Source organism: Sciscionella sediminilitoris, from assembly GCF_000737195.2.
In the GTDB taxonomy this organism is placed as follows: domain Bacteria; phylum Actinomycetota; class Actinomycetes; order Mycobacteriales; family Pseudonocardiaceae; genus Sciscionella; species Sciscionella sediminilitoris.
On the sequence record NZ_JALM01000034.1, the window covers coordinates 70,032 to 92,678 of the forward strand.

3 protein-coding genes are annotated in these 22,647 nt (G+C 70.7%); all 3 read right to left on the minus strand.

What is annotated here, in order from left to right; translation table 11 throughout:
* Positions 1-3: 3 nt before the first annotated feature.
* From AD72_RS15495 to AD72_RS15505, 3 genes are read right to left on the minus strand one after another with little or no spacing between them, the layout of a single operon-like run.
* Positions 4-5,544, minus strand: a complete 5,541-nt coding sequence (locus AD72_RS15495) for a non-ribosomal peptide synthetase (protein WP_037345992.1) — start codon at positions 5,542-5,544, stop codon at positions 4-6.
* Positions 5,541-16,349, minus strand: coding sequence for a non-ribosomal peptide synthetase (locus tag AD72_RS15500; protein ID WP_051898651.1), 10,809 nt, complete (start codon positions 16,347-16,349; stop codon positions 5,541-5,543). Before AD72_RS15500 ends, AD72_RS15495 begins: the two co-directional genes overlap by 4 nt.
* Complete coding sequence (locus AD72_RS15505; protein ID WP_051898652.1) at positions 16,346-22,498, minus strand: non-ribosomal peptide synthetase; 6,153 nt, start codon at positions 22,496-22,498, stop codon at positions 16,346-16,348. Before AD72_RS15505 ends, AD72_RS15500 begins: the two co-directional genes overlap by 4 nt.
* Positions 22,499-22,647: the final 149 nt, after the last annotated feature.

Below are 22,647 nucleotides of genomic sequence, written 5' to 3' on the forward strand. Positions count from 1 at the left end.
CGTTCAGCGCTGGGCGATCCGCTCACTCAGGATCGCCGCGATGTGGCCGATGGGCTCCCTGTCCAGCATCCGTTCGTGCCTACAGCCGATTCCGGTGACCTCGATCCGCCCTTCGGTATAGGGCTGCCAGTCCCCGGGGGTCACGTTCCCGGCTCCCCGTTGCCCCTCGGTCGCCTCGAAGAACAGCAGGTCCCCGGCGAACCGGGCCGGTTCCGCGGACGTGCTGATCCGCACGGTGTTCGCCATGACGTCGAGCAGTATGTGGCGCTGCGGTTCGTCGAAACCGGCGAGCTCTCCGTTGCCGAGCAGTTCCACGATGCGGCCCCGCACCGCCTGCTCGTCCTCGGGCACCACGCAATCCGGCTCCGCTCCGGCGTATGCGGCGGAATACTCCTGGTACATCCGGTCGAGCACCTCGCGGGTGCTCAGCACGGCCCGCTGCCGGGGCGGCAGCGGATACGCGTCGAGGATCGCCAGCAGAGCCACCTGTTCGGTGGTGGCGAGTTCGGCGGCAACCGCCTGCGCCAGATTCCCGCCGAGCGACCAGCCGAGCACGTGATAAGGGCCGTGCGGCTGGACCGCGCGGATCTGTTCGGCGTAGTCGGCGGCGAGTTCGGCGATGCTGGCCGGCAGGCCCGAGGCATCGTCGAGGCCGCGCGCCTGCACGGCGTACACCGGATGGCTCGGGTCGAGCGCCCGTACGAGCGCGGTGTAGCACCAGCCGGTACCGCCGATCGGGTGCACGCAGAACAACGGTGCTTTGGTCCCGCTCGCACGCAACGGAAGGACCACGCCGAAGGCGTCCTCCGACCGCTTCCCCTGGGTGCTGTGGGCGAGCAGTGCCTCCGGTGTCGGCGCCTCGAAGACGGCGCGGACACCGAGTTCGATGCCGAGCACCTCCCGTACCGTCCCGGCGAGGTTCGCGGCGAGCAGGGAATGCCCGCCGAGTTCGAAGAAGTTGTCCTCCGGGCCGACCGAGTCCAGCCCGAGCACCTCGGCGAACAGCTCACACAACAGCCGTTCCCGCGCGGTATGTGGCCCTCGGCCGGTTCCGCCGCGGTAGTCCGGTTCCGGGAGCCGTGTGCGATCGAGTTTCCCGTTCGCGGTCAGGGGAAACCGATCGAGCAACACCCAGGATTCGGGCACCAGGTAACCGGGCAGGACCTTGGCGAGCTCGGCACGCAGTTCTCCGGAGCGCACCGCGGCGTGCTCGGCGACCACATAGCCGACGAGCCGGTCGCCGCGCGCTTCCACCGCACAGGCGCGGACCCCGGTCACCCGGTGCAGTGCCGATTCGACCTCGCCGATCTCCACCCGGTGTCCCCGCACCTTGACCTGGCGGTCCGCGCGCCCGGCGAACTCGAGGCCGCCGTCCGCGCGTCTGCGGGCCAGGTCCCCGGTGCGGTACATCCGCGTTCCCGGTTCGCCGAACGGATCGGGGACGAACCGCTGCGCGGTCAGGCCCGGCCTGCGCGCGTACCCGCGGGCGAGTCCGGGGCCGCTGACATACAGCGCTCCGGTGACACCGGGCGGGACCGGGCGCAGCCGGTCGTCGAGCAGCCGGACGCTCGTGTTGAGTACCGGATACCCGATGCCCGAGCGTTCCGCGCAGTCGGCGAAGCTCACATCCACGCACGCCTCGGTCGGGCCGTAGGCGTTGAACACGGTGCACCGCCGGGTCCACGCGCGCAACAGTTCGGGAGGGCACTGCTCGGCCCCGGTGATCAGAGTCGTGAGCGCGGGCAGCTCGGTGCGCGGGACGCCGGAGAGGATCGAGGGCGGAATGTGCACATGGGTGATGGATTCCGCGGCGAGCAGCGCGGCGAGCTCGTGCCCGGTCGGGGTGGACCCGGGCACCACGAGGCAGGCTCCGGTGCCGAGGCTCAGACTCAGTTCGGAGATGAACACGTCGAAGCTCGGTGAGACAAGTTGCAGTACGGTGGCCCCCGGACCGGCGCCGTACGAACGGCACTGGTGTGCGGCGAAGTTCACCAGGCCGCGGTGCACGGCGATCACCCCCTTGGGCTGTCCGGTCGAACCCGAGGTGTAGATGACGTACGCCGGGGTGTCCGGATGCACCGGGGCGCCCCGGTCGGCATCGCTCGGATCGGTGTCCGGGCCCGGCTCGGCGCGATCGACGAACACCTGGGGCAGGCCCGCGCTGCGTTCGGCGAGCGCGGAGGTGGTCAGTACCGCCGCCGGTGCGCTGTCCTCGAGCATGTAGCGCGCTCGTTCTGCGGGATAGTCCGGATCCACCGGGAGATACGCCGCGCCGGATTTGAGCACCGCGAGCACCGCGATGATCAGCTCCGCGCCGCGCGGCACGGTGACCGCGACCGTGTGCTCCGGACCGGCACCGTTCGCGATGAGCCGATGGGCGAGCCGGTTGGCCGCCTTGTTGAGCTCGGCGTAGGTCAGGGTTCGCCCCTCCGCGCGGACCGCCGGAGCCTGCGGGCCGCGCGCGACCTGGCGCTCGAACAGCCGTGTCCAGCTCGGTTCCGCAACGTCCTCGCGCGGACCGGACTCGTACCCGGCGAACAGCCTCCGGTCGGGCTCGGCGAGCACCGGCAACCGGCTGATCGGGGTGTCCGGGGCCGCGAGGGCGGCGCGCAGCAGGGCGGCGAAACCATCGCGGAGCCGGGCCGCCGTACCCGGATCGAACAGATCAGTCGAGTATTCGAGCACGCCCCTGATACCGGCGGGCGCGCCGTGTTCGTCGTGGGTCTCGGCGAGGCTGAGGGCGAGATCGAATTTCGCGACCCCGGTGCCCAGGCCACCCGCGCTGGCCTCGATCCCCGGCAGTGCGAGCTCGGTCGCCGCGCTGTCCTGGAAGGTGAGCATCACCTGGAACAGCGGGTGGTAGGCAAGCGAGCGCGCCGGATTGAGTACCTCGACGAGCCGTTCGAAGGGCAGATCCTGGTGCTCGTAGGCGGCGAGGTCGACCGCGCGGACCCGCTCGAGCAGCGCGGCGAAGCTCGGATCCCCTCCGGTGTCCGTGCGCAGTACGAGCATGTTCACCAGGAAACCGATCATCCCGGTCAGCGATTCCTCGTCACGTCCGGCGACCGCGGTACCGATCGGGATGTCGGTGCCCGCCCCGTACCCGGTCAGCAGCGCGGTGAGTGCGGCGTGGGCCACCATGAACGCGCTGGTGTGGCTGGACCGCGCGAGCGCGAGCACACCGGTGTGCAGTGCGGCATCGAGCTCGATCGCGATGGTGTCGCCGTGATGACTGATCACCGAGGGCCGCGGCCGGTCGATGGGCAGCTCGAGCAGTTCCGGTGTTCCCGCGAGGGTGTCACGCCAGTAGCGCAGCTGCACACTCAGCGCGCTTTCCGGATCCTGCTCGGTGCCGAGCAGGGCGCGTTGCCCCAGTGCGTAGTCCGCGTACTGCACCGGAAGCGGAGCGAACCGAGGCGGGGCTCCCGCGTGCCGGGCCGTGTAGGCCGTGGCCAGATCGGCACCGAGCGGTGCGGCCGATGCGCCGTCGCCCGCGATGTGGTGCAGCACGAGCAGCAGCACGTGTTCGTGCTCGCTGAGCCGGAAAAGCGTGGCCCGCAACGGAATATCCGTGCTCAGGTCGAACGGGTAGCGTGCCGCTTCGGTCAGTTGCTCGTCGAGCCGCTCGGCTTCGCGTTCCTCGAGCGGTTCGCCGCACTGGTTCGCGGGTTTGATCAGCTGCACCGGTTCGCCGTCGTGTTCGGCGAACACGGTGCGCAGGCTTTCGTGCCTGGCGAGGACATCGCCGAGCGCGGCGCGCAGTGCGTGCCGGTCGAGCTCACCGCGCAGCCGCAACACGACCGGGATGTTGTAGGTGGCGCTCGGGCCTTCGAGGCTGAACTGGAACCAGAGCCTGCGTTGAGCGAACGACAGCGGGATGCGTTCCGGGCGCGTGCCCGCGGTGATCGGGATCCGTGGCCGGGAACCGGAGCCGATCCGCGGGGCGAGCGCGGCGGGGGAGGGAGCGTCGAACACGGCGCGCACCGGAAGCGAGACACCGAGCACCGAACGGATGCGGCTGAGTAGCCGGATCGCCGAGAGCGACTGCCCGCCGCGCGCGAAGAAGTCCTCATCGGCCCCGAACGAGTCGGTTCCGAGCGCTTCGGCGAACAGTCCACACAGGATTTCCACGCTCGGTGCGACGGGCGGTCCGCCGGGTTCGATGGGTTCGCTGGGTTCAGGGAACTCGGCCGCGGCTTCCGCGCGCGCTCGCGTGGTGATCCGCGCGGCCTCGGCCTCGCTGAGCGGGGACAGCTCGGCGAGCGCGGTGTCCGCGTGGTCGCCGAGCGCGCCGAGCGTGGTGACGAAGCGGTCCGCGATCAGCCGCGCGTCGGGCTCGGCGAACAGTGCGGGCAGATAGTCCAGCCGTAGCGTGAAGTTATCGCCGAGTACCCCGGCGACCAGTCGCAGCGGGTAGTGCGCGGCGTCCCGGATATCCATCTCGGCGAACCGCACCCCGGCGACGGGCTGTTCGTCTCCGGTCCGCGAAGGGAAGTTCTCCAGCACCGTCATCGTGTCGAACAGGTCCGAGGATCCGGCGATCCGTTGCACCGTACCGAGATCCACGTGCGCGGCGTCCAGCAGCGCGGCTTGTTCCCGCTGGAACCTGGCCAGGACGGTGCGCGGGGTCTGTTCCTTGTCCAGCCGGATCCGCAGCGGGATCGCGTTGATGAACATCCCGACCATGGACTCCATCCCGGGAACCTCCGCGGGGCGCCCGGCAACGGTCGTGCCGAACACCACGTCCTCGTTCCCGGTGAGCGAACCGAGCAGGATCGCCCAGGCCAGCTGCACCACGCTCGCCTGGGTCACCCCGAGTTCCCCGGCGGCCGAGGCCAGCCGCGCGGTGGCCGCCGGGTCGAGTTCCGCGGTCACCGAGGCGGGAAGCGCCGGAGTACGGCGCCGGTCCGCGGCGACGAGTGTCGGCCCCGCCAGGTCGGCGAGCGCATCCCGCCACGCGCGCTCGGCCCGCTCGGGTGTGCGGGCGGCGAGCCAGTCGAAGTAGTCCCGGTACCGGGAAACGGGAGGCAGGCAGTCCGGGTCCGCGTCGTGGCCGTAGAGTTCGCGCAGTTCCCGCACCAGCAGCGCCCAGGACCAGCCGTCCGCGATGATGTGGTGCCCGGTGAGCACCAGCCGGTACCGCTCGGCGCCGGTGCGGGCGAGCACACAGCGCAGCAGCGGGGGATCGGTGAGCGTGAACCGGGTGACCCGCTCAGTGGCGGCCAATTCGCCGAGCGCCTGCTCCGGATCCGGTTCGGCGCGCAGATCCCGTTCGGTGAACGGCACCCGTACCGTGCGGTGGATGACCTGGATGAGCTCACCGGTCTTCGGGCGTTGGCGGAAGCTCGCGCGCAGGGCCTGGTGCCGGTGTACGAGGGCGTGCAGCGCCGCGGACAACAGCTCGGCGCGCACCGGTCCGTCCAGCCGCAGCACGAACTGGGCCGCGTACACGTCGACGGTGTCCTCGTCGTAGAGCGTGTGGAAGGCCATGCCCGCCTGCAGTGGGGCGAGCGGGAGTACGTCTTCCAGTGCCGGTGCCGTCATTCGGGGTTCCCCAGTTCCGCTTCGAGGTCGAGGATCTCGTCCTGGTCGAGTGTCATGCCGAGATCCGAGGGCGTCAGGCCGCCGGAATCCGGGCGCGCCGTGTGCTCGACGAGCGTGCGCAGTGCCTCGTCGAAGTCGGCGGCCAACCGGGTGACGGCCGCCTCGTCGAGCACTCCTGGCTGCCACATCCAGGTCACCGACAGGTACGGTCCGTCGGCCCGGTCCTCGGTCAGCGCGTTCACGTCGATGGCGTGCACGGCGGGCATGTCCGGTCCCTGTCCCGGCGGAACCGGCGCCCCGGGCAGCACCGACCAGTCTCCTGGCTCGTCCTGGTTCCTGCCCGCCGTCGCCATCCGACCCAGATAGTTGAATCCGGCCGCGGCGCCGGGCAGGGCGCGCAGTCGCGCCGCGGTCTCCTCGTTGAGGTAGCGAAGCAGTCCGTAGCCGATGCCCCGGTCCGGGACCGCGCGAACCTGTTCCTTCACCGCCTTCAGCGCGGCACCGAGCGCGGTGCCCTGCTTGGGGTCGGCGGTCCCCGGTTCGAGCAACAATGGATAGCTTGTGGTGAACCAGCCGACGGTGCGCGAGAGGTCGACATCCTCGAACAGCCCGGTCTGTCTTCCGTGCCCCTCCACGTCGACGAGCACCGGCCCGCGTGCCGCCTTCCCGAGCGCCACCGCGAACGCGGTCAGCAGCACATCCTCGATTCCCGCGTTGAATCGGGCCGCCACCGTGGTCAGCAGCGCCCGGGTCTGCTCGGCGCCCAGGACCGTGGTGAACTCCTCGGCACGGCCCGCGGTGTCCGTGCGCGGGTCGAGGGGGCGTCGCCCGATCGGCGCGGTCGGCACGGTCAGGGCCCGTTCCCAGAAGGTCAGCTCGGCCGTCCTGCCCGGACGGAGCGCCTCCTCGTGCAGCCACAGCGACCAAGTGCGCAGCGAGGTCGGTACGGCCTCGGGTGCGGCGCCCTCGTAGGCGGCGCGCAGGTCCGGGAGCAGGATCCGCCAGGAAATCCCGTCCACCGCAGCGTGATGCAGCACGAGCAGCAACGCACCGGGCCCGGCGGAGCCCCGGTCGAACCACACACAGCGCAGCATCACCCCCGCAGCGGGGTCCAGCTGCCGCCACGCCGCGTGGCCCTGCTCGCCGAGCCAGGCGGGTTCCCTACCGTGTTCGCGGGCATCGGCCACGTGCAGCACGCTCGCCGGGTCGATCGACCCTTTCGGGAGCACGACCGGCTCGCCGTCCTCGGGCCAGCGCAGCCGCAGCGCGTCGTGCGTGTCGAGCAGCGCGCCCAGTGCCGAGGTGAGCCGTTCTCGGTCGAGACCCGCGGGCACCGAAAGCAGCATCGACTGGCTGAACCGCGGACTCACCCCGTCGAGCTCGTGCAGCCAGCGCATGATGGGCAGTGCGGGAAGCGGTCCGGTCCCGTTCTCGTCGGTGTCCCTGCGTGGTGCGCCCGCCGAGGCGAGGGCGGCGAGTTCGCGGACCGTGCCGCGCTGGAACACGTCCGCCGCGCTGAACCGCAGACCCGCCTTCCGGGCCCGGGAGACCAGCTGGATGGACAGGATGCTGTCCCCGCCGAGCGCGAAGAATCCCTCGTCGATGCCGACCTCGGCGCGTCCGAGCAGTTCGGTGTAGATCCCGCAGAGCAGTTCCTCGCGCTGGTCACGTGGCGCGGTGTGGGGCTGCTGGATCTCCGTAGGCGCGGGAAGGGCAGCGCGGTCGACCTTGCCGTTCGGAGTGAGCGGCAGTGCGTCGAGCACGAGGTACTCGGTCGGCACCATGTAGTCGGGCAGTGTGGCGAGCGCGCCGGCCCGCAGCGTGGCGGGATCGAGCTCGGCACCGGGGCCAGGTGTCACATAGCCGACGAGCTGCTTCTCGCCGGTGGCCCGCTCGAGCACCGCGGCCGCGGCCATGCCGACCCCGTCCTGGTCGCTCAGTACCGCTTCGACCTCGCCGAGTTCGAGCCGGTAGCCGCGGATCTTGACCTGCTCGTCCGCGCGCCCGATGAACCGCAGCGCCCCGCCCGCTTCCCAGCGGACCAGGTCCCCGGTTCGGTACATCCGCTCACCCGGCCCGCCGAACGGGTTGGCAAGGAACCGGTCGGCGGTCTGGCCCGGCTGGTTGAGGTAGCCGATGGCCAGTCCGGTACCGGCGAGGTAGAGCTCGCCGGTACCACCGGGCGGCACCGGTTGCAGGTCGCCGTCGAGCACATAGCAGCGGGTGTTCGGGATCGGGCTGCCGATCGGGGCGGGCTCGCCCGGTCGGAGGGGTTGGCTGAGCGTGGCGCACATCGTGGCCTCGGTGGGCCCGTAGGCGTTGATCATCCGGCGGCCGGGGGCCCAGCGTTCGACGAGGTCCCCGGCGAAGGTTTCCCCGCCGGTGATCACCGAACGCAGCCCGCGAAGCCCGCTTTCCGGGAGCGCGGAAAGCATCGAGGGCGGCAGCATCACGTGCGCGATGTGTTCCCGCTCGAGGAAGGCCGCGAGCTCGGCGCCTGCCAGCCGCTCGGGAGGGATCACCAGGCAGGCACCGGAGACCAGCGCCATCCCGATCTCGGCGAGCGAGACGTCGAAGCTGAGCGAGACGAAGTGCAGGTAGCGTTCTCCCGCACGCACATCGGCACGGGCGATCAGCGACCGCAAGGAGTTCCCGATCCCGCTATGGCTGACCGCGACCCCCTTCGGTCTCCCGCTCGACCCTGAGGTGTAGATGACGTAGGCGGTCGCGGAGCTGGACAGCGGGGTGACCCGGTCGTCATCGTCCGGGTCGGTGCCGGGCAGCCGGTCCAGGGCCGCCGCGACCCCGAGATCGTCGAGTACCAGCGCGCGGGCCGTGCCGGTGGGTACCGCCCGCGCGAGCGCTCGGGTGGTCAGTACTCGTCCCGGCGCGGCATCGGTGAGCATGTGCCGGATCCGGTCGGCCGGATAGTCCGGGTCCACGGGCAGATAGGCGGCACCGGCCTTGGCGATCCCGAGTATCGCGGCGAGGGCGAGCGCGCCACGGGGCAGGCAGCAGGCGAGGACGTCCCCCGGACCGAAGCCGAGCCCGATCAGATGATGCGCGATGCGGTTGGCGCGCCCGTTGAGCCCGGCATAGCTGAGCTCCCCTTCCGGACCGGAGAGTGCGGGCAGGGTGGGAGTCTCGGCGACCTGCCGCTCGAACAACCGGGGGAGCTCGAGTACCGGCGCGTCGTCCTCGGTGGTGTTCCACGTGTGCAGCACCGTGTTGCGCTCCGCCGCGCTGAGCAGATCGAACTCGCTGATCCGCCGCTGTGGCGCCGCGGTGAGTTCGCCGAGCAGCCGGGAGAACCGCTCGGCGAGCGAGTTCGCGGTGCCGGTGTCGAACAGGTCGGTGGCGAACTCGAGCGTGCCCGCGAACCCGTTCTCGTCCTCGGCAAGGCTGAACGACAGGTCGAACTTCGCCATGGTGGTGCGCACAAACTCCGCCTCGCCGTGCAGCCCGTCCGCGGCGAATTCCAGCCTGTTCCCGTCCGCGGTGACCGCCAGGGTGACCTGGAAGAGCGGATGGCGCGCCGCGGAACGGTCCGGGTTGAGCTCCTCGACCAGCTGCTCGAACGGAACCTCCTGATGGGCGTACGCGCCGAGATCGGCCTCGCGGACCCGGTCGATGAGCTCGGTGAACCGCGGCCGCCCCGAGGTGTCGGCGCGCAGCACGATGCTGTTCACGAAGAACCCCGCCACCTGAGCGAGTGCGGGATCGCTCCGGCCGTCCACCGCGGTACCGATCGCGATGTCGGTGCCCGCGCCGATCCTGGTCAGCAAGGCGGCCAGGGCGGCATGCACCACCATGAACCCGGTGGCGCGATGGGCCCTGGCCAGCGCGGTGATCCGGTCGCGGGTTTCCGCGCCGACCGTGAAGTGGACGAGACCACCCCGGTGGGTCGCCGCCGAGGGCCGTGGCCGGTCGGTGGGCAGCGCGAGCTCATCGGAAAGGCCGCGCAGGGCTTCCCGCCAGTAGGCCAGCTCGGTGGCGAGCGCGCTGCCGGTGTCGGCTCGGTCGCCGAGCACGGTCCGCTGCCAGTGCGCGTAATCGGCGTACTGCACGGGCAGGGGCGGCAGGGATGGCGCCGAGCCCGTGTTGCGGGCCGTGTAGGCGATGCCCAGATCGTGCAGCAGCGGCCCGAGGGAGGCCTCGTCGGCCGCGATGTGGTGCAGCACCAGGAGCAGTATCGGTCGTGGCCCGCGAAGCAGGCTCGCCCGCACCGGCAGTTCGGTGGTCAGATCGAACTCGTAGCGCGCGGCCTCCCAGAGCCGCTCGGGCGGGCCGTCGAGGTTCTCGAACGGGACCTCGGCCTGTTCGATGTCCACCACCTGCTGATAGGGCCGGCCGTCGACGTCCGGGAAGATTGTGCGCAGGCTTTCGTGCCGCAGCACCACATCGGCGAGCGCGGCGCGCAGGGCGTCCTCGTTCGGGCAGGCATCCAGCCGCAGCGCGAGCGGGATGTTGTAGGCCACGCTCGTGCCCTCGAACTGGTGCAGGAACCAGAGTCGTTGCTGGGCAAAGGAAAGCGTACCGCGCAGGGCGGGTGCGACGGTGCGCAGCGGCGCGCGCGGGGGCCCGGCCCGGCCCGCGCGCGCGGCGAGCCCGGCCACGGTGGGGGCTTCGAACACGTCCCGGATACCGATCTCGCCGCATTCGGCACGGATCCGCCCGACCAGTGTGGTCACCAGCAGGGAATGCCCGCCGAGCGCGAAGAAGTCCTCGTGTACACCGCACCCTTCGATGCCGAGCACCTGCGCGAACAGCCCGCACAGCAGCGCCTCACGGGGACCACGTGGCGGGGTCTTGTCGGTGCCTTCGCGACGTTCGGGTGCGGGGAGCGCGCCCCGGTCCAGCTTGCCGTTCGGGTTCAGTGGCAGTTCGTCGAGCACGGTGTACTGCGCGGGCAGCATGTAGTCGGGCAACCGGGTGCGCAGGTGATCGCGTACCGCGTCGGGTTCGGGGCGGACTCCCGGCGCGCCGGTGAGGTAGGCGATGATGCGGGTACCGGTCCGGTCGTCCTCGTGGACGGCCGCCGCGGCGCGGCCGACACTGGGATGCGCGACCAGTTCGGCCTCGATCTCGCCGAGCTCGATCCGGAACCCGCGGATCTTCACCTGCTGGTCGGTCCGGCCGAGATAGTGCAGCGTGCCATCGGGTTCGCGCAGCGCGAGGTCCCCGGTGCGATACATCCGCGTTCCCGGTGGGCCGAACGGATCGGCGAGGAACCGCCCGGCGGTCAGGCCCGGCCTGCCGAGATAGCCGTCCGCGACCCCGTCCCCGGCCAGGTAGAGCTCGCCGGGAACCCGGGGCGGAACCGGGCGCAACGCAGCGTCGAGCACGTGGGCACGGGTGTTCCACAGCGGGGTTCCGATCGGTGGGGCTTGCCCGTCGTTGCCGTGTTCGAGCAGGGCGGTCGTGGACCAGATCGTGGTCTCGGTCGGCCCGTACAGGTTGCGTACCGGGCTCCCGGTCGCCAGCAGGCGCGCGGCAAGCGGTGCGGGCAGTGCCTCGCCGCCGACGAGCGCCCGCAACCCGCGCACCACCTGCTGATCGTTGTCCAGCAAGGCTTCCCACAGCGCCGGGGTGGCCTGGAGCGTGCTGATCCGTTCGGCCCGGATCAGCCGGGCGAGCGCACCCGGGTCGCGGACATCCTCGCTGTCGGCGAGTACCACGGTGGCCCCGGAGATCAGCGGAAGATACAGCTCGAGCGCGGCGATATCGAAGGCCACCGTGGTGACCGCGAGCAACCGTTCCTCCGCTTCCAGTGGCACCAGTTCGCCCAGCGCGCCCAGGAAGTTCACCAGATTGCGCTGGCTGACCCGAACCCCTTTCGGACGCCCGGTCGATCCCGAGGTGTAGATGACGTAGGCCGGGCCCAGCGCGCGGATCGGTACCGGTGCCGTCCCGGCTCCGTCCGGTTCGTGCTCGTCGATGCGCAGGCAGGGGATGGACGAATCGAGGTCGAGCTCGCCGGTGCTGATCAGGAAGGCAGGTGCGGCATCGGCGAGGATGAACCGCAGCCGCCGCGCCGGATGTGCCGGATCGAGCGGCAGATAGGCGGCCCCGGCCAGTTGCGTACCGAGCAGCGCGACCGGCAACTCGGCTCGCCGGGACACGGCCACCGCGACCAGGTCTCCCTCGCGCACGCCATGCTCGCGCAGGTATCGCGCGAGTGCCGAGGCCCGCGCGGCGAGCCCGGCATAGCTCAGTTCGCTGTCACCCGCGCGCACCGCGACCGCGTCCGGGGTTCGGCGGGCCTGGTCGAGGAACAGTTCGGGCAGCGTCGTGTCCGGCACGGCGCGCGTGGTGTGTTCGGCCGCTACGCGCAGTTCCCGGTGCTCCGCCTGGGAAAGCACGTCGATCGTGCTGATCCGGCGTTCGGGTGCGGCGGCGAGCTGGGTGAGCACCCGCAGGTACCGCTCGGCGATCTCCTTCGCGCTCCGTTCCTCGAACAGCGCGCTGGCGTAGCGCAGCGTGCAGTGCAATCCGGCGGGGGCACCGGTTTCGTCGCGGTCCTCGGAGAGAGCGAAGGACAGATCGAATTTCGCGGTCCCGGTCTCCGCCTCCTGCTCGGTGACGGTGAGCCCGTCGAACGCGGCTCGGTGTGCGGGGGCGGCCCGGAAGGCGAGCATCACCTGGAACAGGGGATGCCTGGCGAACGAACGGACCGGGTTCAGCGCCTCCACCAGCCGTTCGAACGGAACCTGCTGATCGGCCAGGGCCTGCCGGTCCAGCTCGCGCACCCGTTCCAGCAGTTCGGTGCCCCGCGGATCCCCGCTCGCATCGGTGCGCAGTACGACGGTATTGACGAAGAACCCGGCCAGTGCGGCGGTCGCGGGCTCGGTGCGCCCGGAGACCGGGGTGCCGATCGGCAGATCGTGTCCCGCTCCGAGCTTGCCGAGCAGGATCGCCAGCCCCGCGTGCAGCACCATGAACAGCGTGGAACCGGTGCGCGCGGCAAGCCCGGCGAGCGCGGTGTGCAGTTCGGTGCCGAGGTGCGCGGTGACCGAGGATCCCCGATAGTCGGCGTGGGCGGGGCGCGGATGGTCGGTCGGCAGGTTCAGCTGCTGTGGTGCGCCGCGCAGCCTGGCGCACCACCGTTCGAGCATGGCGTCCCCGCCGGTGCCGGTCGCCCGTTGCCAGAGTGCGTAATCGGCGTACTGCACCGGAAGCGGCGCGAACTCCGGTGCTCGTCCGGCGCGGCGGGCGTTGTAGGCGAGCGCGAGATCGGAACGCAGCACGGAAAGGGATTCACCATCGGCGAGGATGTGGTGCAGTACGAGTACGAACACATGGCTGCGGGCGGACATCGCGAGCAAGGCCGCCCGTAGCGGTGGGGAAGCGGCGATGTCGAACGGGGCGCGCACCAGTTCGGAGATTCGTTCGCGCACCGCGGCGGGGGCGAGCTCCTCGACCGGGAGATTTCCCCGCCGTGGGCGCGAGATCAGCTGATAGGGCTGCCCGTCCTCGGCGGGAAACGCGGTGCGCAGGCTTTCGTGCCTGGCGAGCACGTCATCGGCCGCCGCGCACAGCGCCTCCCGATCCAGTTCGCCTTCCAGGCGCAGTACGAACGGGACGTGATAGGCGGGACCCGCGTTGTCGAGCTGATCGACGAACCATAGCCGGTTCGCCGCGATGGACAACGGCGGCCGTTCGGGGCGGGGGCCGGCCACCAGTGCGGGCCGCTCGGTCGCGTTCGCCTCGCGCACCGCCACGGCGACCGCCGAGGGCGTTTGCGCGGTGAACACCTCCGCGAGCGGTAGCCGGACCGAGAACACCTCCTCGATCCGCGCCACGAGACGCATCACGAGCAGGGAATGCCCGCCGAGCGCGAAGAACCCGTCCTCGGTACCGACCTCGGAGAGCCCGAGTGTCTCGGCGAACAGCGCGCAGAGGATCTCCTCGTCCGTGGTCACCGGCCGCCCTGTCCGGTCACCCGAGCCGAATTCCGGGGCGGGAAGCAGTGCGTGGTCGATTTTGCCGTTGCTGTTCAACGGGAAGGACCCGAGCACCGTGATGGCCGCCGGGACCATGTACTCCGGAAGCGCCCCGGCCAGCGCGGACCGCAGCCCCGCGTGATCCGGGTTCACCCCGGAGGGCGGAACCACATACGCCGCGAGCCGCCGCTGCCCTGCCTCGTCCTCGTGCACGGTGACCAGTGCGGCGGCGACCGAATCCTGCGCGGCGAGCACGGTCTCGATCTCGCCGAGCTCGATCCGGAATCCGCGCAGCTTCACCTGCTTGTCGTCACGGCCGAGGAACTCGATGCGTCCGTGCCGTGTCCACCGCACCAGGTCGCCGGTGCGATACATCCGGGTACCCGGCGGGCCGAACGGATCGGCGAGGAACCGTTCGGCAGTGCGCCGCGGATCGCCGAGGTAGCCGCGGGCCAACCCGGAACCGGAGAGGTAGAGCTCACCGGGGACGCCAGGCGGTACCGGGCGCAGCCGGGCGTCGAGCACGCTGGCTCGCCTGTTGTCCATGGGCCTCCCGATCGGAACCGGGGCACCGAGTTCCGCGCCACGCTCGATCGCTTGGTACGTGGCGAAGGTGGTGGTCTCGGTCGGCCCGTAGACGTGGACGAGTTTGGTGTCCGCGCAGTGCGCGAGCACCCGGCGCAGCCCGTCGGCCCCGACCTGCTCGCCGCCCTGCCACACCTGCCCGACCGGGGCGAAACAGTCCGGCTGGTCTTCGGCGAGCAGTTCGAAAAGCGCCGTGGTGAGGAAAACCGCGGTCGGCCGGTATTCGGCGAACAGGCTTCGGTAGACGCCGGGATCGAGGTCACCTTCCGGGGCACAGATGATCCGGCCGCCGCGCAGCAGCGGTGGCCACAGTTCGAAGGTGGACGCGTCGAAGGCGTGCGAGGAGTGCAGCAGCACCCGCCGCGCGGTCTCGCCGTCCCATGCGCTGTCCGAGACCAGCGCCAGAATGTCCGCGTGGGTGACCGCGACTCCTTTGGGTCGGCCCGTGGAGCCGGAGGTGTACATGACGTAGGCGAGCCGTTCGGGATGCACCGGGGCAGGCGCCGCCGGTTGTCCACTGCCCTCGCTGTCCTCGATTGCGGGCACGTCGAGCGCGCGCAGTCCCGCATGCCCTTCGCCGCCCGGATCGCGCAGCAGCAGCCGCGCCCCGGTGTCCCGCAGGATCGTCTCGACCCGTGCCCGGGGGAAGGACTCGTGCAACGGAACATAGGCCGCACCGGCCTTGAGCACCGCGAGGAGCGCGACGACCAGCCGTGGGCCGCGGCGCAGCCGTACCGCGACGGGTTCTTCGGCGCGGACATCTTCGGCCCGCAGCCGCGCGGCGAGGGCCTCGGCGACGCGATCGAGCCGCGCGTAGGTGTATTCGCTGCCGTCGGCGCCCGCCACGAGGGCGATCGCGTCCGGGTGTGCGTGTACCCGTTCGGTGAACGCGCTCGCCACATCCTCGGCGGGCACGCGGCGCGGGCGCGGTGCGGCGAGCACGACCGCTCGTTCGGCGGGGGAGAGCACCGCGGCCTCGTCGATTCCCCGGTCCGGGGCGTGCACCAGTCCGGCAAGCAGTCGCTGATATCGCTCGGCGATCGAGCGCGCGGTCTCCTCGTCGAACAGCTCGGTCGCGTACTGCAGGTAGCCGCCGATCTCACCGGTTTCGGCGTCCGGGGCGAGCAGGAAAAGCAGGTCGAACTTGGCGGCCCCGGTGCCGAGGAACTCCGTGCGCACGGTCAGTTCGCCGAGCCGCACCTGTTCGGTCGCGTTGTCCTCCATGGTCAGCACGATCTGGGAATAGGGCTGGTGGCCCAGCCCGCGCCGCGGATTGAGCCAGTGAATCAGGCGTTCGAACGGGACATCCTGGTTGGCGTAGGCCGCCAGATCGGTCTCGCGCACCCTGGCGAGCAACTCGGTGAAGCAGGGGGCTCCCGAGGTATCGGTTCGCAGCACGAGGGTGTTCACGAAGTACCCGACCAGCTGATCGAGCCCCTCCTCGGTGCGCCCGGCGACGCTGGTGCCGATCGGCAGGTCGGTGCCCGCGCCGAGCCGGTCGAGCAGAACGGCGAGCGCGGCGTGCAGCACCATGAACTCGGTGCACCTGGTGCGCGCGGCCAGCGCGGCGATCGCGGTGCGCAGGGACGCGTCCACGTGCAGCGGGGTGCGCGCACCGCGCCTGCTCGGCCGGGAAGGGCGGGGGTGATCGGTCGGCAGTGCCAGCAGTTCGGGGGCTCCGTCGAGCACCCGGTGCCAGTGCTCGAGCTGTTCCCGGAGCAGGCTGTGCTCGTCATCCTGGTCGCCGAGCAGTTCCTGCTGCCAGAGCACATAATCGCCGTACTGCACGGGAAGCTCGGCCCAGCCGGGTTCGCTCCCCGCGGTGCGTGCGGTGTAGGCGGTGAGCAGATCGTGCACCAGGGGAGTGGTCGACCAGCCGTCGGTGGCGACGTGGTGGGCGAGCAGCAGCAGGGCGTGCTCCCGTGGTCCGGTGCGCACGAGCTCGGCGCGGAACGCGGGCTCGTGCTCCAGGTCGAAGCAGTGGCGGGCAAGACGTTCCAGCAGCGCCGGACCCTGCTCCGGATCCGAGTCGTGCACCGTCATCGCGGGCGCCTCGGCCGGATCGAGCACGAGCTGCACTGGTTCGCCGTCCACCTCGGGCATCCTGGTGCGCAGGATCTCGTGCCGTGCCACGAGATCGACGACCGCGGTGGCGAGCGCGGCGGTGTCGAGCTCACCGGTACAGCGCAGGACGAGCGGCACGTTGTAGGTCGCGTTCGGCCCCTCGAGCCGGTGCAGGAACCACAGTCCCCGAGCCCCGTTGGACAGCGGAATCACGGTGTGCCCTCCTCGGTACGGCGCATCCGGCGCAGTGCGGGGCGAGCCCGGCTCGGCCCGTCGAGTGCCGTGGCGAGAGCGGCGACGGTGGGATGTTCGAAAACCGAGCGAAGCGGCAGCTGTACACCCAACCGCGCGCGGATCCTGCTCACCAGCTTGGTGGCGAGCAGCGAATGCCCGCCGAGTGCGAAGAAGTCGTCGCCGGTCCCGACCGAGCCGACCCCGAGCGCCTCCGCGAACAGCTGGCACAGCAGGTGTTCGCGCTCATCGGCCGGTGGCGTCAGCTGCGCCGCTCGCCGATCCTCGGGGGCGGGCAAGGCGGCATGGTCGAGCTTGCCGTTGGCGCTGCGCGGCAGTTTTTCCAGCGGCTGGATCGCCGAGGGCAGCATGTACCCGGGAAGGATCGTCCCGAGGTGTGCGCGCACCTCGTCGACATCCAGCGGGCCGGACGGCACCAGGTAGGCGGTGATCCTCCGGTCTCCCGGCTGGTCCTCGCGCACCACGACGGCGGCGCCGCTCACCGAGGGATGACTGGTGCACGCGGCCTCGATCTCGGCGAGTTCGATGCGGAACCCGCGCACCTTGACCTGCCGGTCGACCCGCCCGGCGAACTCCAGCGTCGCGTCGGATCGCCAGCGAGCCAGATCGCCGGAGCGGTACATGCGGGTGCCCGCGGGGCCGAACGGATCGGCGAGGAAACGCTGTGCGGTCAGCCCCGGCCTGCCGAGATAGCCCCGGGTCACCAGCGCGCCCGCGATGTAGAGTTCCCCGGTCACTCCGGGGGGAACCGGGCGCAGCGCGTCGTCGAGCACGTACATCCGGGTTCCCCAGACCGGACGGCCGATGGTGACCACGCCCGAGGGAACCGCGGCATCCGGTTCGATCCGGTACTCCATACAGCCGACCGTGGTCTCGCTCGGCCCGTACTCGTTGATCACCGTGACCCCTGGATGCCTGCGCCGCCAGGTGTCGAGGATCTCGCCGAGCAGTGATTCGCCGCCGAGTACCAGCTGCTCGCTGGGGGAGAACCGGTCCGGGAGCGCGAGCAGCAGCGGAAGGTGGCTCGGGGTGGCTTTGACGAATGTCGGCCGGTGCAGGTCCAACCGTGCCGATTCGTCGAGCTCCACCAGGTGGACCTCACCGCCCGCGGTCAGCGGGGCCAGCAGCCCGGTCATGGTCAGGTCGAAGGACACCGGCGAGTGCACGAGGGCACGTCCGCCGACGCTCGGATAGGTCCGCCGAGTCCACGCCAGGTAGGTGTGCAAGGAATCGTGTTGCACCACAACGGTCTTCGGTCGCCCGGTCGAACCGGAGGTGAACACGGCGAAAGCGGTGTTTCCGGGCCGGGCTCGCGGCCAGTCGGGTGTCGCCGCCGACCTCGTGGCCGCGTCCTCGACGCTCAGGACGGCGATCTCGGCCGGGAGCTGTTCCCGGTGTGCCTCTTCGGTGAGCGCGAGAACCGGTTCGGTATCGGCGAGCATCGCCTCGACCCGCGCGCTCGGGTAGGCGGGATCGATCGGGACGAAGGCGGCACCGGACTTGCTGATCGCCAGCAGCGCGACGACGAGCTCGATGCTGCGGTCGAGCAGCACGGCGACGAATCGTTCCTCGCGCGCACCGTGCTCGCGAAGCAACCGCGCGAGGCGGTTCGCTCCGGCGTCGAGCTCGGCGTAGGTCAGCGTGCGCCCGGAGCAGCGCACCGCTATCGCGTCCGGGGTGCGCGCGGCCTGTGCCTCGGCCTGCGCGGGCAGGATGACCGGGGATGGCGCGGAACCGGTGTCGTTCCACTCGTACAGGATCCGTCGGCGCTGCGCCTCGGAGAGCAGCTCGATACGGCTCAACGGCAGGTCCGGCTCCGCGACCGCCGCGGCGAGCAGCCGGACGAGGTATTCGGCCAGGGCGTGCGCGGTTTCCGGTTCGAACAGATCCGCGGCGTATTCGAGATGACCGTCCATCCCGGCGGGTGTCCCATCGCTTTCCTGGTTCTCCTGCGCGAAAAACGAGAGGTCGAACCGGGCGGTCCCGGTCGGCGGAATGCTCAGCTCGGAGTTCAGCTCGCCGAGGTCGAGTTCGGTTTCGGCGTTGTTCTGGAAGGTGAGCATCACCTGGTAGAGCGGATGATGGGCGAGGGATCGGCTCGGGTTGAGCTCCTCGACCAGTCGCTCGAAGGGCACGTCCTGATTGGCGTAGGCGGCGAGGTCCGTCTTGCGCACCCTGCGCAGCAGCTCGCCGAGACTCGGGTCGCCCGAGGTGTCGGTCCGCAGCACCAGGGTGTTCACGAAGAAGCCGACGAGTCCGTCGAGGGCCTCCTCGCCCCGCCCCGCGATCGCGGCCCCGACCGGGATGTCGGTTCCGGCCCCGAGCCGGGTCAGCAGCGCGGCGATCGCGGACTGCACGATCATGAACACCGTGGCGCCGGTCGCCTTGGCCAGCTCGACGAGATCACGGTGCACGGCGGCATCGAGGTGGTAGGTGACCACGCCGCCCCGCGCACTGGACACTGCGGGGCGGGGGTGGTCCGCGGGCAGCTCGAGCAGCTCCGGGGCACCGGAGAGGGCCGAACGCCAGAATCGCAGCTGCCTGGCGAATTCGCTTTCCGGATCACCTTCGTCGCCGAGCAGCGTGCGCTGCCACAGTGCGTAGTCCGGGTACTGCACGGGAAGCGGGGACCAGCTGGGGGCCCGACCGGTGGCCCGTGCCCGATACGCGGTGGACAGGTCCCTGGTCAACGGGGCAAGCGACCAGCCGTCCGCCGCGATGTGGTGCACCAGTAGCAGCAGCGTGTGCCGCTCGGGTGAGCAGCGGAACAGCCAGGCACGCAAGGGCAGTTCGGCGCCGAGGTCGAAGGGGCGGCGCGCAGTCTCGCGGAGCAGGCCGGGCAGCGCGGCTTCGTCGGTGTCCAGAACCTCCAGCTCTACCGAGGCCTCGTCCGGTTCCACGACCAGCTGGTACGGCTCCCCGTCGGATTCGGGGAACCGGGTGCGCAGGCTCTCGTGCCTGGTGAGCACATCCTCGAGCGCGGAATGCAGCGCCTCCTGGTCGAGCCTGCCGTCCAGGTGCAGTGCGAGCGGCACGTTGTAGGTCGGCCGTTCGCCCTCGAGCGAGCTGAGGAACCACAACCTGCGCTGCGCGAACGACAGCGGCAGCCGGGCGGGCCGGTCGCGCGGGGTCAGCGCGGGACGCACGGCACCCGCCGTGGTGAGCCATTCGGCCAGCCGCGCGACGGTCGGGGCGTCGAACAGATCGCGCATGCTCAGCTCCGCGCCCAGCTGGGTGCGGACGCGGCTGCGCAACCGGGTCGCGGAGATCGAGTGCCCGCCGAGTTCGAAGAAGTCGTCGTCGATCGTGCTCGACGGAATGCCGAGTACCTCGGCGAACAGTTCGCACAGCAGCCGTTCGGCCGCATTGCGCGGTGGACGGCCAGCGGAGCCGGCGAGCAGGTCGGGAGCCGGAAGCAGCGCGCGGTCGAGTTTTCCGTTCGGGGTCAGCGGAAGGCGGCCGAGCAGCAGTACGGCCGAAGGCACCATGTAGTCCGGCAGTCGGTAGGCGAGCCGTTCGCGCAGCGTGCTCTGCAGCGCGCCGAGCAGCCGCGCGTCGCCCGGCTCTCCGACTACGTGCCCGGCCGTCACCGGGAACGGCCCGTCGTCGAGGTGACCGGTGTCGGTGCGCGGGCCGAGCAGCACGTCGAATCGCTCCGGATCGGAGCCGGGTACCACCGCGGCCCGGTACCCGCACCGGTCACCGGTCGCGGCGAGCTCGTCGGGTTCCATGGTGCCCGCGAGGGCATCGGTGCCCGCGCGCAGCGCGTCGGGGATCGTGCCGCCGCGTTCGAGGACTCCTGCCGCGGCGGCCGGGCCTGCCACCCGCGCGTTGGGCACTCCACGCACCCGCAGCGCCCTCGGCCGTGTCTCGCACAGGTAGCGTTCCAGCCCCGCGGTACCGGATACTTCGCTGCCCCAGTCCACCGCCGGTGCCGCGGTGAACTCGGTTTTCCCGGCACGCTCGGTGTGCAGCACGATGTCGTAGCGGTAGCGGCTCATTTCGTTGTGGTGCGCGCCGGAACGCAGCCGGGACTCGGTCCCCGCGTAGCCGAGCCCGGCGAAGAATCCTGGAGCCAGCCGCAGTTCCTTGTCCAGCAGCACGGCCTGTTCGACCGCCCCACGCAGCACCGGGGCGGCCGCGCCACTTCGCCGGTGCAGCTGGACGTCGGTGTGCAGGATCCGGTCCAGCCGCGCATCGCGGACATCCCCGAGGAACACGGCACCGCCCGGGCTGAGCAGCCCGCGCAGTTTCTCCAGCACCGAGCGGAGGTAGTCCCCGCTCGGGAAGTACTGTACGACCGAGTTCAGCACGATCGTGTCGAACCGGTCCCCGGCGAACCCCGCGAGCTCGTGCGCGGGAACACAGTGCACGCTCACCCGCTCGCGAAGGGAGGGTGCTTCCGCCACTTGCGCGCGCAGGGTTTCCACGGCATGCGGGGACAGATCCGTGGCCGCATACGACTCGCAGTGCGGGGCGAGGTGATGCAGCAGCAGCCCGGATCCCGCACCGATCTCCAGCACCCTGCGTGGCTGTAGGTCGCGGATGCGTGCGATGGTGCTGTCGCGCCATTCGTGCAGCTGCTCGAGCGGGATCGGCATCCGGTCGTAGCTGGAGTTCCAGCCGTGAAAATTCTCCCCGGGTTCGGCCGGTGGCGCCTGCGCGTATTCCGCGTCGTGCACCGAACACCACTCGAGCACCTGCTCGTGGGCGTCGGCGGGCGGAGCTTGGCGTGGCACCACATAGGCGAGTAGCCGGGCATCCCCGGTCGCGTCCTCGTGCACCGCCACGGCCGACTCGGCGACACCGTCCTGCGCGGCGAGCACCGCATCGATCTCGCCGAGCTCGATGCGGAATCCGCGCACCTTCACCTGCTGGTCCGCACGACCGGCGAATTCCAGCTGACCATGCGCGGACCACCTGGCCAGATCGCCGGTCCGATACATCCGGGTACCCGGTTCGAAGGGGTTCGCGAGGAAACGTTGCGCGGTCAGGCCGGGTTGATTGAGGTAGCCGCGGGCGAGGCCCACCGTACTGACGTAGAGTTCGCCGGTCTCCCCGGACGGGATCTCGCGAAGCTGCGCATCGAGCACGTATACCCGCACCCCATCCATCGGCGTACCGAGCGCGAGTACTCCATCGGGGATGTCCGCGCCCGGCTCCACCCGGTATTCGACACAGTTTACCGTGGTTTCGGTAGGGCCGTAGACGTTGAGCACCGGTACCCCGGGATTGCGTTCCCGCCAGCGCCGCAGGTTCGCCCCGAGCAGCGCTTCACCACCGAGCATCAGTTCCCCGCTCGGTGAGAAGCCTTCACCGAGCGCGTCGAGCAGCGGGAGATGGCTTGGCGTGGCCTTGAGAAAGGTGCACCGCGGCGGGCGGTGCCCCTCGGCGTCGGCCAGCGAGAGCACGTGCACTGTCGCGCCGGCGGCCAATGCGGAGAACAGCGAGGTGACGGTCATGTCGAAGGAAAGCGAGGAATGCCAGAGTGAGGAGCCCGTGAGGCTCGGATACGTCCGGATCGACCAGTCGAGGTAGTCGGCGAGCGAGCGGTGTTCGATGACGACGGCCTTCGGTCGCCCCGTGGAGCCCGAGGTGTAGATGACATAGGCCGCCGTTCGCTCGTGCATGGCGGCGAGACGGTCCCGGTCGGTGAGGTCGGCCCCGTCGAGCTCGGCGAGCCGCGCGCGCGTGTGCGGAGCATCGAGCACGAGCAGCGGGGTTTCCCGGAGTTCCGGAAGCGAGGCCGCGGTGTCCCGTGTCGTCAGCACTGCGGCGGGCTGGGCATCGGTGAGCATGAACTCGATCCGCCCTGCCGGATAGTCCATGTCGATCGGCAGATAGGCGGCGCCCGTCTTCGTCACGGCGAGCAGCGCCGTGACCGCTTCGGCACCCCGGGGCACCGCGACCGCGACCACCTGTTCCGGACCGGCACCGTTGGCGACCAGTTCTCTGGCCAGCTGGTTGGCCTCGCGGTTGAGCCGCGCGTAGCTGAGCTGGTCGGCACCGGCGACCACGGCGAGCCGGTCGGGAATCGTGCCCGCCTGTCGCTCGAGGAGAACGGGAAGGGACGGTTGTGGCTCCGGGGCACGCCGATCCTGACCGCGCATTCGACCCCTACCTCGCTTCGCACCATCTGGTCCGCCGCTGGACGCGGCGCTACGGCCAGAAGATAGGAGCTCGCTATTTCGGCTCGTTATCCGAACGCGTGCCCGGTGGGTATAACCCGGAATCGCAAGGAAAAGACAATGATGCCGGG